At 42.2% G+C, this 16,740-nt stretch carries 18 protein-coding genes and 1 tRNA gene; 13 read left to right on the top strand and 6 right to left on the bottom strand.

What is annotated here, in order from left to right:
* Positions 1–3: 3 nt before the first annotated feature.
* From rpsR to alr, 7 genes are all read left to right on the top strand, one after another.
* Positions 4–231, top strand: coding sequence for a 30S ribosomal protein S18 (rpsR, locus tag SJY38_RS11345; protein WP_002962753.1), 228 nt, complete (start codon positions 4–6; stop codon positions 229–231).
* A gap of 35 nt (positions 232–266) precedes the next feature.
* Complete coding sequence (gene rplI, locus SJY38_RS11340) at positions 267–719, top strand: 50S ribosomal protein L9 (protein WP_004588457.1); 453 nt, start codon at positions 267–269, stop codon at positions 717–719.
* Between the two features lie 210 nt (positions 720–929).
* Complete coding sequence (locus SJY38_RS11335; protein ID WP_004588458.1) at positions 930–1,478, top strand: RNA polymerase sigma factor; 549 nt, start codon at positions 930–932, stop codon at positions 1,476–1,478.
* Positions 1,471–1,947 (top strand): hypothetical protein, encoded by a 477-nt coding sequence (locus SJY38_RS11330; RefSeq protein WP_004588459.1) that lies wholly within the window; start codon positions 1,471–1,473, stop codon positions 1,945–1,947. Before SJY38_RS11335 ends, SJY38_RS11330 begins: the two co-directional genes overlap by 8 nt.
* 9 nt (positions 1,948–1,956) lie before the next feature.
* Complete coding sequence (locus SJY38_RS11325; RefSeq protein ID WP_377109779.1) at positions 1,957–2,895, top strand: DUF4097 domain-containing protein; 939 nt, start codon at positions 1,957–1,959, stop codon at positions 2,893–2,895.
* A gap of 103 nt (positions 2,896–2,998) precedes the next feature.
* Positions 2,999–4,378, top strand: a complete 1,380-nt coding sequence (gene dnaB, locus SJY38_RS11320) for a replicative DNA helicase (protein WP_004588461.1) — start codon at positions 2,999–3,001, stop codon at positions 4,376–4,378.
* Positions 4,378–5,457 (top strand): alanine racemase, encoded by a 1,080-nt coding sequence (alr, locus tag SJY38_RS11315; RefSeq protein WP_377109778.1) that lies wholly within the window; start codon positions 4,378–4,380, stop codon positions 5,455–5,457. Before dnaB ends, alr begins: the two co-directional genes overlap by 1 nt.
* A gap of 14 nt (positions 5,458–5,471) precedes the next feature.
* Here alr and SJY38_RS11310 read toward each other — a convergent pair whose 3' ends face one another.
* Positions 5,472–5,711 carry a DUF2960 domain-containing protein gene (locus SJY38_RS11310; RefSeq protein WP_004588463.1) on the bottom strand — a complete coding sequence of 80 codons (240 nt, stop codon included), beginning with the start codon at positions 5,709–5,711 and terminating at the stop codon, positions 5,472–5,474.
* A gap of 98 nt (positions 5,712–5,809) precedes the next feature.
* On the opposite strand from SJY38_RS11310, the gene SJY38_RS11305 reads away from it, so the two are divergent.
* The 3 genes from SJY38_RS11305 to SJY38_RS11295 are packed head-to-tail and all read left to right on the top strand — an operon-like array spanning position 5,810 to position 7,530.
* Positions 5,810–6,061, top strand: coding sequence for a hypothetical protein (locus SJY38_RS11305; protein WP_004588464.1), 252 nt, complete (start codon positions 5,810–5,812; stop codon positions 6,059–6,061).
* Between the two features lie 41 nt (positions 6,062–6,102).
* Positions 6,103–6,720 carry a nicotinamide riboside transporter PnuC gene (gene pnuC, locus SJY38_RS11300; RefSeq protein WP_377109777.1) on the top strand — a complete coding sequence of 206 codons (618 nt, stop codon included), beginning with the start codon at positions 6,103–6,105 and terminating at the stop codon, positions 6,718–6,720.
* A gap of 3 nt (positions 6,721–6,723) precedes the next feature.
* Positions 6,724–7,530 (top strand): phosphotransferase, encoded by an 807-nt coding sequence (locus SJY38_RS11295; protein ID WP_377109776.1) that lies wholly within the window; start codon positions 6,724–6,726, stop codon positions 7,528–7,530.
* Here SJY38_RS11295 and SJY38_RS11290 read toward each other — a convergent pair.
* Positions 7,527–7,709 (bottom strand): hypothetical protein, encoded by a 183-nt coding sequence (locus SJY38_RS11290; protein WP_024031630.1) that lies wholly within the window; start codon positions 7,707–7,709, stop codon positions 7,527–7,529. The genes SJY38_RS11295 and SJY38_RS11290 overlap by 4 nt on opposite strands.
* Positions 7,710–7,943: 234 nt before the next feature.
* Between SJY38_RS11290 and SJY38_RS11285 the strand changes: the two genes are divergently transcribed.
* Positions 7,944–8,018 (top strand) — tRNA-Arg (locus tag SJY38_RS11285).
* A gap of 150 nt (positions 8,019–8,168) precedes the next feature.
* Positions 8,169–9,395: an HD-GYP domain-containing protein gene (locus tag SJY38_RS11280; protein WP_377109775.1), complete on the top strand. Its 1,227-nt coding sequence runs from the start codon at positions 8,169–8,171 to the stop codon at positions 9,393–9,395.
* On the opposite strand, the gene SJY38_RS11275 is transcribed toward SJY38_RS11280, so the two are convergent.
* Entirely contained in the window at positions 9,355–9,678 is a 324-nt protein-coding gene (locus tag SJY38_RS11275) for a hypothetical protein (protein WP_029772472.1), read from the bottom strand. The genes SJY38_RS11280 and SJY38_RS11275 overlap by 41 nt on opposite strands.
* Positions 9,679–9,959: 281 nt before the next feature.
* Between SJY38_RS11275 and SJY38_RS11270 the strand changes: the two genes are divergently transcribed.
* Positions 9,960–11,228 (top strand): outer membrane protein transport protein, encoded by a 1,269-nt coding sequence (locus SJY38_RS11270; RefSeq protein WP_377109774.1) that lies wholly within the window; start codon positions 9,960–9,962, stop codon positions 11,226–11,228.
* 105 nt (positions 11,229–11,333) lie between these two features.
* On the opposite strand, the gene SJY38_RS11265 is transcribed toward SJY38_RS11270, so the two are convergent.
* The 3 genes from SJY38_RS11265 to pepA all read right to left on the bottom strand — a co-directional run bounded on the left by SJY38_RS11265 (position 11,334) and on the right by pepA (position 16,468).
* On the bottom strand, positions 11,334–14,186 hold the full coding sequence (locus SJY38_RS11265; RefSeq protein ID WP_377109773.1) for a valine--tRNA ligase: 2,853 nt from the start codon (positions 14,184–14,186) through the stop codon (positions 11,334–11,336).
* A gap of 55 nt (positions 14,187–14,241) precedes the next feature.
* Complete coding sequence (locus tag SJY38_RS11260; protein WP_024031635.1) at positions 14,242–14,688, bottom strand: DNA polymerase III subunit chi; 447 nt, start codon at positions 14,686–14,688, stop codon at positions 14,242–14,244.
* Between the two features lie 268 nt (positions 14,689–14,956).
* Positions 14,957–16,468, bottom strand: coding sequence for a leucyl aminopeptidase (gene pepA / locus SJY38_RS11255; protein ID WP_029772475.1), 1,512 nt, complete (start codon positions 16,466–16,468; stop codon positions 14,957–14,959).
* Positions 16,469–16,740 lie beyond the last annotated feature (272 nt).

The following is a 16,740-nucleotide window of genomic DNA, read 5'->3' as shown; positions in this document are numbered from 1 at the left end:
CTCATGGCACGTTATTTCAGACGTCGTAAGTTCTGCCGCTTTAAAGCGGAAGGCGTACAACAAATCGATTACAAAGATCTAGCTACTCTTAGAAACTATGTTACAGAAAGTGGCAAAATCGTACCTAGCCGTATTACAGGTACTAGCGCTAAATACCAGCGCCAGCTAGCAACTGCTATTAAGCGTGCTCGCTACTTAGCCCTTCTTCCATACACTGACTTACATAAGTAAGCAGCGGATTAACAGTTTTTAAAAGGTGTAGAAACATGCAAGTTATTCTACTAGATAAGATCGCTAACCTAGGTGGCCTAGGTGACCAGGTTGTTGTTAAATCTGGCTTCGCACGTAACTTCCTTTTCCCGCAAGGTAAGGCAGTTCCTGCAACTAAAGCAAACATTGAAACGTTTGATGCTCGTCGCGCAGACTTAGAAGCGAAAATCGCTGAACAGTTAACTGCAGCACAAGCACGCGCTGATAAACTAGAAGCATTAGCAGAAGTTACTTTAGTATCTAAAGCTGGTGACGAAGGTAAGCTATTCGGTTCAATCGGTACTCGTGACATCGCTGACGCTATCTCAGCTGTTGGTGTTGAAGTTGCTAAATCAGAAGTTCGTTTACCTCACGGTACTATCCGTGAAACTGGCGAATTCGACGTTGCAATCGCAGTACACTCAGACGTAACAGCTACTATTAAAGTAATCGTTATTGCTGAAGCTTAATTTTTAATTAAGCCCAAAAAGCCGTGCTTTTAGCGCGGCTTTTTTGTATCTAAAATTCCTCTTTAATACCCATCTAATAGCTCTATATAAAATTATTTAACTATTTTTATTATTAGTTTAAACCTTTCTTGTCTGTCTTTGCGTCTTAGTAATCAATACACTCATTAATACACGTTTTTAAATAAAAATAATTAAAAGGCGACATCACGGATGTTACACACAAAACCCGAGCACACGCCCCTATGCGACCTTGCACTCATTGAGCGTGTTAAAGCGGGGGATCAAAATGCTTATAAGGCATTATATGAGCTGCATATAAAGCGTGTTTACGGTTTATGTTTGCGCTTATTGGCCGATGAAGCGCACGCTGAAGATGCCGCCCAAGAGGTGTTTGTGCAGGTGTGGCATAAAATAGCGCAGTTTGACGGGCGCTCACAATTTTCTACTTGGCTATATAGCGTAGCAAGCAACATTGCGATTAGTTATGTACGCAAGCATAAAAGCTGGTTAAACAAAGTTGTGAGCATAGAACAAAGCGGTATGGATGAGCAAAGCGCGCAAAGTTGTAAGGGATTAAACGGGTTAGATAAATTAATTGTTCGCCTACCAGAGCGCGCCCGCATGGTGTTTGTTTTATATGCCATTGAAGGCTACCGCCACGAAGAAATAGCCCAGCAATTGGGAATGGCAGTGGGGTCGAGTAAGTCGCAATATCATCGTGCAAGGCAGTTATTACAAGAGTGGTACGAGTATGAGTAAACAAAATTTTGATGACTACTTAAACGAGTCTTTAAACAATTTAAATAAAGACATAGCGCCCAATAAAGCACTTTGGCAGGGCATTGAACACGCCATAGTGACAGCTAAGCCACCAGCTGTTAAAGCGCCATTATGGCCTAAATTAAGCGCTATTGCTGCGTGCAGTGCAGCGGCGTTATTAGCAATAAATATATTTATGAGCAATAACGAGCCAAGCCAAGTGGTTGCTATGAGCGATTATTTTAAAGCGCAAAAGCAAAGTTTATTAGTGCAGTACAAAAACCAGGATGCACTTACCAATAACTGGCAAGCACAGTTACAAGAGCTTGAAGAAGCAGAGCAAGCAATTAAACAGGCACTTGAAAACGAGCCGCAAAATCAGGCATTACTGACCATGTTGGCGCAAGTTTACCAGCAACAACTCGACTTAATTAACAAGGTGCATGCACCGCGTTGGCAGCAAATATAGGGGAATAACATGAAAGCAATTTTACTTGGGCTAAGCCTATTACCACTGAGCGTTTTAGCGGGCGAAAAAATAGATAAGCAAATAGAGGTGCCAAGCGGCGGCACTATTTTTATTGAAAACCAACGCGGCGATGTAAACATAACCGGCTGGGATAAAAACGAATTTAAAGTCTCCGGCGAGCTTGATGATAAAGCACAAGGGTTTGATCTTAAAACGACAGGCGATAAAACCGAATTTATAGTAAAAATGCCACGCAATTTGGGATGGGGTAACAATGGAGATGGCTCTAACTTAACGGTATTTATGCCAAAAAGCAGTCGCTTAGAATTTGCTGGCGTAAATGTGTCAGTGACTGCAAAAACACTTAAAAAAGGCGCTGAGGTTGATGTTGTTAATGGTGAAATTACGGTAGATGACATTAGCGGCACTGTTAAATTAAGCACCGTAAATGGCGATGTAAACGCACAGAACTTAAGCGGCAATATTCAATTTGAAACCGTAAACGGTGAAATAAACGATAAGCAATCAAGCGGAGAGCTGCGTTTTAGTGCCGTAAATGGCGATATTAAATCAAGCACAACCGCAAACGACGTACGATTAGAAAACGTAAATGGCGATATCGATTTTACATTATCGAGCATAAAAAGCTTACGTATTAATACTGTAAACGGTGAAGCTGAAATACACATCAGCGAACTGCTAAAAGGGGCTGATGTTCGCTATGAGTCGGTAAGTGGTGATGCTGATTTTTACTTCCCGCAAAGCGTGTCGGCTCAGTTTGAGATTAAAGCGCACGCCAACGGTAAAATTATTAATAAAGTTACCAGCGATAAAGTTACTAAAGCTAAATATGGCCCTTCTAGTGATTTAGAGTTTAGTGCCAATGGTGGCAACGCAAGTGTTGAAATGGATACTATAAGCGGGCGAATTGAGCTGCGAACTAAATAACGCTAATGATTACAAAAAGCAGGAAAAGATTTCCTGCTTTGCTATTTGCACAGCCCCGCCAAGTCGATAGAATAGAGCCATTCAATTTTAGTACTGTGAAGTTATGGCCAAACCAGATAAGCAAGTCGATACCCTTAAAGTTCCTCCCCATTCAATAGAAGCTGAACAATCTGTTTTAGGTGGCTTAATGCTTGATAACCAAGCTTTTGACCGCGTAGCAGAGCTGGTTGTTGCGCAGGACTTTTATACCCGCACCCATAAGCTTATTTTTGAAGCCATGACCGCGCTTGCTGAAGTGGGCGATCCGATAGATTTAATCACAATTTCAGAAAGTCTTGAAAAAAATAACCAACTAGCAGGCATTGGTGGTTTTGCGTATTTGGCCGAAATAGCTAAAAACACCCCAAGTGCTGCGAATATCGATGCATACGCCAATATTGTGCGTGAGCGTGCGGTAGTACGCGAAATGATTGGCGTAGCTAATGAAATAGCCGAAGCTGGTTTTAACCCAGAAGGGCGCACCAGCCACGACTTATTAGACTTTGCCGAGAGTAAAGTATTTAAAATTGCTGAGCAACGTACAAAAAGTACCGAAGGCCCGCAAAGCATTCATAACATTCTTGAAAAAACCGTCGATAAAATCGAAGAGCTATACCAGTCGCCGCAAGACGGTGTAACCGGTGTAAGCACTGGGTATGCTGATTTAGATAAAATGACAGCAGGTATGCAGCCTTCTGATTTAATTATTGTTGCAGCACGTCCTTCAATGGGTAAAACCACCTTTGCGATGAACCTTGCTGAGCACGCCGCAATGACGCAAGACAAGCCTGTGCTTATTTACTCATTAGAGATGCCCTCTGAACAAATTATGATGAGGATGTTGGCATCACTTGGTCGTATTAACCAAACTAAGGTACGTACTGGCCAGCTAGATGATGACGATTGGGCACGCCTTTCATCAACTATGGGGCTGTTGATGGAAAAAGGCAAAATGTATGTTGATGATGCATCGGGGCTTACACCTACCGATGTGCGTTCACGTGCAAGACGTATAGCGCGCGACCACGGTGGTATTAGTATGATCATGGTCGATTACCTTCAGTTAATGCGCGTACCTAGTTTATCAGATAATCGTACTTTAGAGATTGCCGAAATATCGCGTTCATTAAAAGCGCTCGCTAAAGAGTTACAGTGCCCGGTTATTGCGCTTTCGCAGCTAAACCGTACGCTAGAGCAACGTGCCGATAAACGCCCAATTAACTCAGATTTACGTGAGTCGGGTTCAATAGAGCAAGATGCCGATTTAATCATGTTTATATACCGTGATGAGGTATACAACGAAGACAGCACTGAAAAAGGCATCGCCGAAATCATCATAGGTAAACAGCGTAATGGCCCAATTGGTAAAGTGCGCTTAACCTTCCAAGGGCAATTTTCTCGCTTTGATAATTACGCGGGGCCAGCAGTTGATGATGAATACTAATGCGCCTAGCCACTGCCGAAATTAACCTAACCGCCCTTGCGCATAACTTATCGCAGGTAAAACGTTTTGCGCCAAATAGCAAAATAATGGCGGTATTAAAAGCCAATGCGTATGGGCATGGTTTAGTAAAAATTGCCCAGTACTTAAATAGTGCTGATGCATTTGCTGTTGCCCGAATTGATGAAGCCCTCGCACTGCGCGCCGGTGGTTTAACAAAGCCAATAGTACTGCTTGAAGGTTTTTTTAATAAAGCCGACTTACCTATTTTATTGGCTAATAATTTTCAAACTATTGTGCACGACGAAAACCAGCTTGCAGCAATAGAAAATGCCACCTTAGATGCGCCAATTACTTGCTGGCTAAAAATAAACACCGGCATGCACCGATTAGGCATAGCACCGGAGCAGTTTGACGCGTTTTATAGCCGCTTGCAGCGCACACCCAATGCTAAAAGCACCATTAATTTGATGACCCATTTTTCGTGTGCCGATGATACGCACAATACTAAAACGGCGCAGCAAATTAGCTTATTTGATACGCTTGTAAAGGGCATAGACCAAGCACATTGTTTATCAAACTCGGCCGGTATTATAGCTTGGCCTGCAGGACACGGTGATTGGATACGCCCAGGACTTATGCTTTATGGGGTGTCGCCAATGGCAAACTGCACAGGGCAAGAACACAATTTAAAGCCGGTCATGCGTTTAACCACAAAGGTGATTGCAGTGCGTGATGTTGCCGCACACGAGCGTGTAGGGTACGGAGGCCGTTGGCAAAGTGATAAACCGACCCAATTAGCCGTAGTGGCTATGGGTTATGGCGATGGCTATCCGCGTCATGCCAAAGAAGGCACACCGGTTATGATTGCAGGGCAGCGTTACGGTATTGTAGGCAGTGTGTCTATGGATATGATAAGCATTGATATAGGCGAAAACGAGCACAATGTTAAAGTAGGCGACAGCGTTACAATGTGGGGGCCGGAGCTTCCTGTTGAAGAAATAGCCCACTGCGCCGATACTATCCCTTACGAATTACTGTGTAATATTACACCGCGCGTAAGTTACGAGTACCAGCGATAGTTAATAAGTGATATTTATTCTTTAATAAAGTAAATATCACTAAAGCCCATACGGGCAAATTCTTGGTCACGAAAGTTACGTACAGCCGAAGAGCCTTTTGAGGTCATTTCTATTTGGCGTACCATGTTTAAGTAGTTGGTTAAATCAATACCTTCGGCAGCGGCAATAGCTTGATACATGTCGTGGTATTTGTCTTTTGCGAAGTTAATTTCGCGCGGTTGGTTTTTAAATGTATAGGTTATTCTGCGTGCCATAATAAGCTCAGCTAATTGAGTGTGAGTGTAATTTTACACTGTATTGAACTGGCATTGAACGATTTGTTGAAATCAAATAATTAAAAGTAGAGTTTAAAATGAAATTATCAGTAGAGATCAGTAAATACCCACTTCATCAAGATTACATCCCGTTTATTAAGGGCTTTATTGACCGTTTAAACGAATACGACAACTTAAAAGTGATCACCAATACGCTTTCTACGCAAATTTTTGGCGATTATGATTTAGTAATGCAAGTGCTAAACACCGAGATTAAACGCTCGTACGAAGAGTTTGGTAAGGCTATTTTTGTTTGTAAGTTTTTATCTGGCGATTTATCTCCAGAGTAATCGCCTTTATTTAACGTGTATTAAAAACGGTAACCGCACACATGGATTTTTTAACACAAACCTTAAGTGGTTTTACAGCAATGTCGCATTGGGAATATATTGCGGTAGGGTTGTCTATTGCTTATTTATTACTGGCAATAAAAGAAAGCCTATGGTGTTGGCCTGCCGCTTTTTTTAGCACGCTTATTTACACCATAATGTACTGGAATGGCGCGCTGCTTATGGAGTCGCTACTCAATTTTTATTACATGTACATGGCTGTATTTGGCTGGATGGTATGGCGCAAAGGCAAAGCAGATAATATTAGTATTACCTCATGGTCTACACAACGCCACGCCATTCTTATAGGCGCTACGAGCTTAGCGGCCATTGTTATTGGCTATGTAATGCAAAACTACACCCACGCCGATTTTGCCTACCTAGATAGCTTTACAACCTGTTTTGCGGTGGTAACCACGTATTTGGTTGCTAAAAAAGTACTCGAAAACTGGCTGTATTGGATTGTTATTGATGCGGCCTCTATGTATTTGTATTACGAAAAAGGCTATTACCCAACGCTCGCGCTATTTATTTTTTACACTATTATGGCCGCGTGGGGATTTAAAACCTGGTACGAAGAGTACGAGCAAAGCCAAGCTAAGCCATTAGCGCAATTATAACGCATGCACCGTAACCCAAATATTGCCGCGTTATGTAGTGAGTTTATGGCACCTGAGCACGTGCTACAAACCACTAAATTAGTGAATGGTTTAAGTAACGACAATTACCTAATAAAAACTGCACAGCAAAACTACTTATTAAAATGCTATAAATCGCATTGGCCTAAAATAGGGCTACAAGCCCAAACTGCACTTAGCCAGCATAACGTTTGCCCTAAACCCATTTGGCTCGATAAGGCTAACAGGCGAGCTGCATTTCGCTATATTTGTGGTGATATTGCTACTAATAATTACAGTATTGACCTAGTTGAGAAGTTGGCACGCGTTCATAGTTACCCTCTAGCTACACAGCCAATGGATATTGCAAAAGAGCTTGCGTATTACGCTACTAGCAATATATATCAACAGCACAGCCGCTTAATTGAAGATACGCTAAGCGCCATTAGTGACATGCCCTACAACAGTGGCTTTTGTCATAACGATTTAGTTAAAGATAACCTAATAGTAAATTCAAGTGGCATGTATTTAATTGACTTTGAATATGCGCAAACAAACGACGTGTATTTTGATTTAGCGGCACTTGCGGTTAGCTTAGAGCTAAATGCGCACGCAGAGCACACTTTGCTTGAGCAATACAGTGCCCAGCAAGCAATACCCAGTGAGTTTTATTGCGCTTATGACAAGCTACGTTACTTTAAAGTGGTGTTTTTGGTGTTATGTATAGGGTGGTATGAGCAGCGCGACATAAATAATAAGGCAAGCACATTACGCGCGCAGCTAAATAAGTTATTAAGCGAGATAAAAGATTAAAGCCCGCCAAAACGTGCGGCAAGCTCTTTGTACTTTGCTACTTCGTCAGCATCAAATTGGGGCTCACCGTTTTCATCTTCAGACTTGGCAATAAGCAAGCTCTCACGAGCAAGGCGTTTTACCCGCTCGGCTTTTACACCTAAAAACTCAGCCACTTGCTCAGTCGACATTAAACTCATAATTACATCCTCTATATAATCCGTAAGCATTCAGAACATGTTGCCAAACGGTTACTATTTTTTTATCGAATACCAATAAATAGCTTGTTTTTGGCAAGTTGTGAAGTGTTTTATCAAAAACAGTTTGATTTATAGGCATATAACTCAATGATGCTGGTATTTATTTAAAGATCTCTTTATTATTGCCAGTGCTAAAGCATTGATATCGCGAGTTAGTGTTTTGGCAACAAATGTGCTCTTGTGGTGAAATGGATATCACGTGGCCCTCCGGAGGCTGAGTTCTAGGTTCGATTCCTAGCAAGAGCGCCATTTGCTTTTTATTGTTTTCCTGTTTACGTCTACCTTCATTTTAGTAGTCCTTTATAGTTATATGGTATTGCCCTCAACTCAAAAAGTAGACTTTTAGGGTTAAATAATGCTATTTAGTAGGCATATTTAATTGTAGAAAACGCTTCTGCCATGCTCATCGCGTTACCCATTTCAGAGCTCACCCCAGGTATGTTTGTTGACAGTGTTACCAAACAGCATGAAGGGCTCAACAGTATAAAAATAAAAACCAGTGGCTTAGTGCGAAACCAGGCAATTATAAAACGCTTAGTAACCGAAGGCGTTTTAGAACTGCTTATCGACTTTACCAAAGGCGATGCCGCCATACCCGATAAGTACAAACCTAAGAGTGCGCCCCCACAAAAGAGCACCACTTCAAGCAGCAAAACAAAGCCACCCGCGGTAAAACCTGCGATTACCCTTGAGCAAGAATTTGCCAAAGCCAGCATCAACTTTGAGCAGCATAATCGCAAGCTGCAAGCTTTGTATGGCGATGTAACCACAGGGTTGTCGGTTAATTTAAAGGTGATTGATGAAATGGCTAACGATATAGTCAGCTCGGTATTTAGAAATACCAGCGCAATGACCATTTTAACCCGCATAAAAGACAAACATAGCTACAATTGGCGCCACATGATTAACTGCGCTATTTTCACCGCCGTATTTGCTAAATATTTAGGATATAAAGAAGAAGCCGTGCAGCAGCTTGCTATGGGCGCATTACTTCACGACTTAGGGCAAGCTAAACTCCCGCAGGGGATTATTTCTAGGCCAAGTAAACTCACTAGCAGCGAAATGGATATTATTAAACGCCATGTGGCTCAAGGTTTAGGTTTGGTTAAAGGTGAAAAAGGCATTACCCCCCTAATACTCGACATGATAGTTAACCACCATGAACGATTAGATGGCTCAGGCTATCCGCGTGGTATAACAGCTGCAAAGCTTAGTCGCCCAGCGCGCATAATGGCAATTGTTGATGTGTACGATGCGCTAACAGCCGATAGGCCCCATCAAGAAGGGGATGAACCCATTAATGCGCTGCGTTATTTGTTGGCTAACAAAGAGCTATTTGATGCAGAGCTAGTACAGCACTTTATTAAATGTTTAGGTGTGCACCCAGTAGGCACTATTGTTAAATTAACTAATGAGCGATTAGCTCTCGTGCTCGAGGGCAATAAATCAAATCCCATCAAGCCTAAAGTTAAGCTATTTTATAATGCTAAACACGGGCACCACGTCACTCTTAAAGACTTAGACTTAAATGAGCCTGATCAAAGTATTAAAATAGTGTCGAGTATCAAGCCACTCGACTATCAAATTAATTTGGCTCGTTTGTTAAAAGAGCACTTGTTGAATTAGCTTTTTTACAGCGCTTAAGTTTTTCGCGTTTAGCAGAAATATAAGCGCCTAAAAAACAACTCGCCATTAACGTTAGCCATAATAATGTTCCTTGCTGTACATGCAGTGCAATACAGCAAAAAGCTAACGACACTAATGCATTTAGCATGGCCCCTAACCAGTAATGGTTTACGGGGTTATCGCATTGGCCGGCTTGTGTGCAGGCACAATAGTTTGCTTTATAAAAACAAAACACACTGGCGCCACAAAAAATGAGCCCTGCAATAATAAGTAAAATGATCACCTATTTGCTTCCTTTGTGATTTTGTAATGAGTTTAAAATGCAGGGAATTACAAGTCAATCTAAATGATAATTAATTACAGTTAGAGTATAAGCTCTAATAACACATTTCTGCTCCGATGAGTTTTAAATAGTTGTTAAAATGCAGTTAAAAAACGTGTTTTTTGGTGTTTTTTGTCGCTTTGTTACAGTTTTTTATAAAAAATTAAGGTAGTGTAGCCAAGTTTAAAATCCTAATAACAACACATAGATACCCAAACGCTTGTTTGGTTAAGGACACAACAATGAAATTTTCTAAAACTCTTATTGCAGCTTCGCTTGCATTTGTTTCGGCTGATAGTTTTGCAGCCGCGTTTCAATTAGCAGAGCAAAACGCGTCAGGTTTAGGCCGTGCATACGCAGGTGAAGCATCTATCGCAGATGATGCGTCTGTTGTTGCTCGCAATCCTGCATTAATGACTTTATTTAAAGATAAGCAACTTAGTGTTGCTGCTATTGGTGTAATTCCAGATGTGAGCTTAGAAGGGACGCAAACCAATAACGGTATTGATTCAAGTGCCCTAGATGATGACAGCATAGCACCAAGCGCAGTTGTACCTGCCGCTTACTTTACTATGCCGTATAACGATAAAGTATCACTAGGTTTTGGCGCGTTTTCTAACTTTGGTTTATCTACAGAGTTTAACGATGACTACGTAGCGGGCCAAATTGCAGGCGAGACAGAAATTTTCACCGTTAACCTTAATGCAAGCGTTGCTTATAAAGTAACTGAGCAATTTAGCTTTGGTATTGGCTTAAACTACATTTATGCAGATGCAACCGTAATCCGTAAAGTAGGCGCTAATACAAGCGGCTTTGATTTTGGTGCTGATGCAGTAAACCTTCAAGGTGACGACACAGGCCTAGGTTTAAACGTTGGTTTAATGTACCAACTAGACGAAAATAGCCGTTTTGGTTTTAACTACCGCAGCGAAACAGACATCACATTTGAAGGTGATTTCTCAAATGACTTACCAGTAGCTGTAGGCGGCACTGGTGGTGCACAACTACCGGGTTCTGTAGAGCTAACGTTACCAGCTATTGCTGAGTTTTCTGGTTCTCACCAGTTAGATGAAAAACTTGGCTTACACTACAGCGTATTATGGACAGGTTGGAGCAGCTTTGAGTCACTAGAAGCGCAAGTAACTGCACCAACAGGCGACAAGTTTGTTGCTTTTGAAAAGCAAGAGCAGTTTGACGATGCGTTTCGTTACTCTATCGGCACAGATTATCAATACAACGAAGACTTACTACTTCGTGCAGGTGTAGCGTTTGATGAGTCGCCAGTATCGCAAACTCACCTTTCTATCTCTATCCCTGATACAGACCGTTTTTGGTTCTCGTTTGGTGGTAACTACACTATCGACACGCAATCAAATGTTGATTTAGGTGTGAGTATTATTCGTGGTAAAACACAAACATTTACTGAAGCTGATGAGTCAGGCAGTGAGTGGGGCTTTGAGTCTAAAGGTCACGCTGTACTTGTTGGCGCTCAGTACAACTACAAGTTCTAATGTAGCTGTGCCTTGTGGTTAATCGCAGGGCACAAAAAAGCCGCTCACTTTAACAGTGAGCGGCTTTTTTAATGCCTGCTAAATTGCTTTAGCAGGCAACTAAAATTATAAGCTTTCTATTTTAGTTTTTTGCTCAAGTAGCTTGGTTTTGGCATCAGTGAATTCAGCTAATTTAGCATTTTCTTTTGCAAGTACGGCTTCTGGTGCGTTATTTACAAACTTTTCGTTAGCCAGCTTGTTTTGCACTTGGGCTAGGCCTTTTTCTGCTTTTTCGAGTTGCTTGTTAATACGTGCAAGCTCTGCTTCAACGTCAATTAAGCCCGCCATAGGGATCATAATTTCAAGGTTGCCAACATAGGATGTTGCACACGCCGGTGCATCGTCTTTGTTTTCAAGCAGGGTGAACGATTCAAGTTTAGCAAGCGAGGCAATAAATGACTCGTTCTCGTTAATACGGCGCACATCATCGCTCGATGCGTTAGCTAGCAACACGTTAAGTGGTTTACTAGGGCTAATGTCCATCTCACCACGAATAACACGAATTGCTAAAATAAACTGTTTAACCCACTCTAAGTCGTCCATAGCTTGGGCATCAACGTTTGCTTCATTATAAACAGGGAAACCCTGTACCATGATGCTGGTGCCTTTAGTTTCAAGCCCTGCCAGTGGTGCAACGCGCTGCCAAATAGTTTCGGTAATGTATGGCATCATTGGGTGCATTAAGCGCAGTAGGCTTTCTAGTACCGTAATGAGTGTATTACGTGTACCACGTTGCTGTGCTTCATTGCCTTTAAATAATACCGGCTTAGTCAGCTCTAAGTACCAATCACAGAACTGGTTCCAAGTGAATTCGTAAAGTGTATTAGCCGCTAAATCAAATCGGTAGTTATCAAGGTGCTCAGTGTAGGTTTTAACCGTTGCTTCAAATTGACCTAATATCCAACGATCGGCTAACGAGAACTCTTTTTGTGCATCGTTGAAGCCACAATCTTGCTCTTCTGTGTTCATTAATACGTAACGGCTTGCGTTCCATAGTTTATTACAGAAGTTACGGTAACCTTCTAGGCGGTTCATATCCCAGTTGATATCACGACCGGTTGATGCCATTGCTGCAAGGGTAAAGCGAAGCGCATCGGTACCGTGTGCTTCAATACCATTTGCAAATACTTTGCGCGTGTCTTTTTCAATTTTAGCGGCAAGTTTAGGCTGCATCATGTTGCCAGTACGCTTTTGTACTAAATCTTCAAGCTCGATGCCGTCAATCATATCTAGTGGGTCAAGTACGTTACCTTTTGACTTAGACATTTTATCGCCGTTGTCATCACGTATTAGGCCAGTAACATACACTGTTTTAAACGGCACTTGTGGCTTACCATTTTCATCTTTTATAAAGTGCAGCGTCATCATGATCATACGCGCAACCCAGAAGAAAATAATATCAAAGCCCGTTACTAACACGTCAGACGGGTGGAAGGTTTTTAAATCATCCGTGTTCTCTGGCCAACCTTGCGTTGAGAACGTCCACAGCGCAGATGAGAACCAGGTATCAAGTACGTCTTCGTCTTGGCTTAGCGTAACATCATCGGCAATGTTGTTGTCGCGGCGTACTTCAGCTTCATCGCGGCCAACGTAAACGTTGCCTTCGCTGTCGTACCAAGCTGGAATACGGTGACCCCACCAAAGCTGGCGTGAAATACACCAATCTTGTACGTCGTTCATCCACGAGAAGTACATGTTCTCGTACTGTTTAGGCACAAACTGAATGTCGCCATTTTTAACGGCATCTTTTGCAGGTTCTGCAAGTGGCGCAACACGTACATACCATTGGTCGGTAAGGAGTGGCTCAATGACCACACCAGAGCGGTCGCCGTAAGGTACAGTTAACGCATGGTCTTCGATTTTTTCGAGTAAACCAAGTTCTTCAAATTCTGCGATAATCGCTTTACGTGCAGCAAAACGGTCTAGGCCGTGTAAGCGCTCAGGAATTGGCGCATCAAACTCAAGTTCTTTACCGTCAAAGGTGTATGTTTCACCTTGGCTTAGAATAGCAGCGTTTTTATCGAAAATATTGATCATTGGCATTTTATGACGCTTGCCAACTTCGTTATCGTTAAAGTCGTGTGCAGGGGTGATTTTTACACAACCCGTGCCTTTGTCTTTATCAGCGTGTTCATCTGCAACAATTGTGATACGACGATTTACGATAGGCAGTAAAATCTCTTTACCAATTAAATCTGTGTAGCGCTCGTCTTCTGGATTAACCGCAACACCTGAGTCACCTAGCATGGTTTCTGGACGTGTTGTTGCTACGACAATGTAATCTTTGCCGTCTTGTGTTTTAACGCCATCAGCAAGAGGGTAGCGCAAATTCCACATGTGGCCTTGTTTGTCTTTGTTTTCAACTTCAAGGTCTGAAATAGCTGTGTGTAATTTTGGATCCCAGTTTACTAGGCGCTTACCGCGGTAAATTAGGTTTTCTTTGTGAAGACGTACAAAGACTTCTTTAACCGCTTCAGATAAGCCATCGTCCATCGTAAAGCGTTCACGGTCCCAATCAACCGATGCGCCAAGACGGCGAAGCTGTTTAGTGATAGTACCGCCAGATTCGTTTTTCCATTCCCAAATTTTATTAATAAAATCTTCGCGGCCTAAATCGTGACGTGTTTTACCTTCTTCAGCGTGTAGTTTACGCTCAACCAACATTTGCGTTGCAATACCCGCGTGGTCAGTACCTACTTGCCATAATGTGTTGTTACCTTGCATACGCTTAAAACGCGTAAGGGTATCCATTATTGTATCTTGGAAGGCGTGGCCCATGTGCAAGCTACCGGTGACATTTGGCGGCGGGATCATGATCGAATACGGTACGCCTTGGCCAGATGGCTTAAAGTAGCCTTTTTGTTCCCAGTCTTGGTATAGCGACTGTTCAATATCTTGCGGATTGTAGGTTTTATCCATTACACAGAACCTTAAATAAGTACTTAAATTAGTTGGTTAGCTTTATCCTAAACGGCTAGCTATTAATCTCTTGCGTGCTGATATTGGCACCAAGTTGGCGCAGCTTTTTAAAGCGCTCACGAGCGGCTTGTTTAGCTACAGACTCTACTGGTACAAAATCAAAAACTTGGCTAAAACGCCTAATAAAATCAGGCAGGTTATTAGCTAAGTTAATTAAAACGTTACGTTTGCCAACAGGAGGCGTGGTGCCTATTTCTACTGGTGCGCCGGCTTTAGGGCCTTCGCCTTGCAGGTTATGCGGCACAAAACTGTCGGGATCAAATGCCCAAATGGTTTCGTCAATGGCATAGGCGGTGTGTTCGTTATCTACAAAAATAAATACACGATGCCCTAATCGATACTGCTCTGCGGCAATTTGAGCTGCTAAAGCAAAATGATCATCAGCCTGCGCTTTAGATTCATCTTGTTGCTTTAGAACGAAAAATTGAGCATTCATGTTCATTGTATCGGGGTTTCCCATGACATTGAATGTGCACATAGTTGATACACATAAATTAAGAGGCAGATTTTGCCATATAACGGGGTTTGCTTCAATTAATACACAGATAATTACAGCAATAAAAAAGGCGCCAAATGGCGCCTTAATACAAGTTAAATAACCTAAGCTCTGGTTAAATATATTTGGCCTATGGCAAATAAATTTAACGCTGTTAGTGCTAAAAATACCTACTGAGTGGCTTTTCTAAATAAGGCTCAGGTTAATTAGGTTATTAGTCGTGCGTAGCTTCGCTTACACCCGCTCGGTTTAATAAATACTGAGTAAGCATAGGAACAGGGCGACCCGTTGCACCTTTTTTAGCGCCACTGCGCCACGCGGTACCGGCTACGTCTAAGTGAGCCCAGTTATACTTTTTAGTAAACTTAGATAAGAAACACGCTGCGGTAATAGTACCAGCAGAGCGCCCACCTAAGTTTGTAAAATCGGCAAATGGGCTATCGAGTTGATCTTGATAGTCATCCCACAGTGGTAACTGCCATGCACGGTCGCCACTTTGCTCAGACGCTTTTAATAAATCATGCGCAAGTGGGTTGTGGTTTGACAGTAAACCTGTTGCGTGTGCACCAAGGGCAACAATACATGCGCCTGTTAGTGTTGCTACGTCAATTACTGTATCTGGGTCAAAACGCTCAACGTAAGTTAACGCATCACATAATACTAATCGGCCTTCAGCATCAGTATTAAGCACTTCTACGGTTTGCCCCGACATGGTTGTTAAAATATCGCCAGGGCGATACGCGTTAGAGCTTGGCATGTTTTCACAGCCGGCTAAAACGCCAATTACGTTAATAGGCAGCTGCATTTGTGCCAGTGCGCGCATAGCGCCAATTACACCGGCTGCGCCGCCCATGTCGTATTTCATTTCATCCATGGCTTCGCCTGGCTTAATTGAAATACCGCCTGAGTCAAACGTTAAGCCTTTACCTACTAGCACAATAGGCGCTTGCTCATCGCTTGCACCTTTGTAGTTAATAACCGACATAACCGATTCGTTATCACTGCCGCGACCAACCGCTAAGTACGAGTTCATACCTAGTTCGGCCATTTTTTCTTCGCCAATAATATCAACGGTGATGTTGTCAAAATTGCTAGCCAGCTCTTGCGCTTGTTCGCCTAAATAAGCAGGGTTACAAATATTAGGTGGCATGTTGGCTACGTCTTTACATAGCTTACTACCTGCGGCAATGGCTAAGCCATGCTCAATAGCGCTTTCACCAATGGTCAGCTCGCGACGCGTTGGTACGTTAAACACAATTTTACGAAGTGGACGACGAGGGTCTACTTTTTTGCTTTTTAGCTGATTAAATGTGTATAGGCAATCTTGTGTTGTTTCTACCGCTTGGCGAACCTTCCAGTAGGTATCACGACCTTTAACGTGTTGCTCTGTTAAAAAGCACACCGCTTCCATTGAGCCGGTTTCGTTTAAGGTATTAATTGTTTTAGAAATTATTTGCTTATATTGCTTATCATCAAGCTCGCGCTCTTTACCACAGCCAACAAGCAATACGCGCTCGCTTAAAACGTTAGGTACATGATGCAATAATAACACTTGCCCCGGCTTACCTTCTAGGTCGCCACGGCGTAGTAAATTTGAGATATAACCATCGCTGATTTTATCGAGTTGTTCACCAATGGGGGATAACCTACGTGGTTCGTAAACGCCAACGACAATACACGCGCTGCGTTGTTTTTCTGGGCTACCACTTTTTACGTTAAATTCCATTGTTACTCCTGGTTGTGAGTCATATACGTTATTAATTGGGGCTAAAAAAATAAAATCTAGTCTTCGCTACGTAACTTATGTAGAGATAATCTTAATTTTAGCTGATTTTTTCTGACTCTTACTGTGTAATTGAACTTTATATGTTTAAGGGCTACTAATGCAACAATATATCGTGCACTTAGGTAGGATAATTAATTTTGTTAGCTTATAATAACGACTTATTTACCAGATAAAACTGGGTAAAATAGCTACTTTATTATCAAATTATCACT

This window comes from Pseudoalteromonas sp. R86517 (assembly GCF_042466295.1).
Taxonomy (GTDB): Bacteria; Pseudomonadota; Gammaproteobacteria; order Enterobacterales; family Alteromonadaceae; genus Pseudoalteromonas; species Pseudoalteromonas atlantica.
Note: the sequence above shows the minus strand (reverse complement) of the source record. Positions and strands in the feature narration are given on the sequence as shown.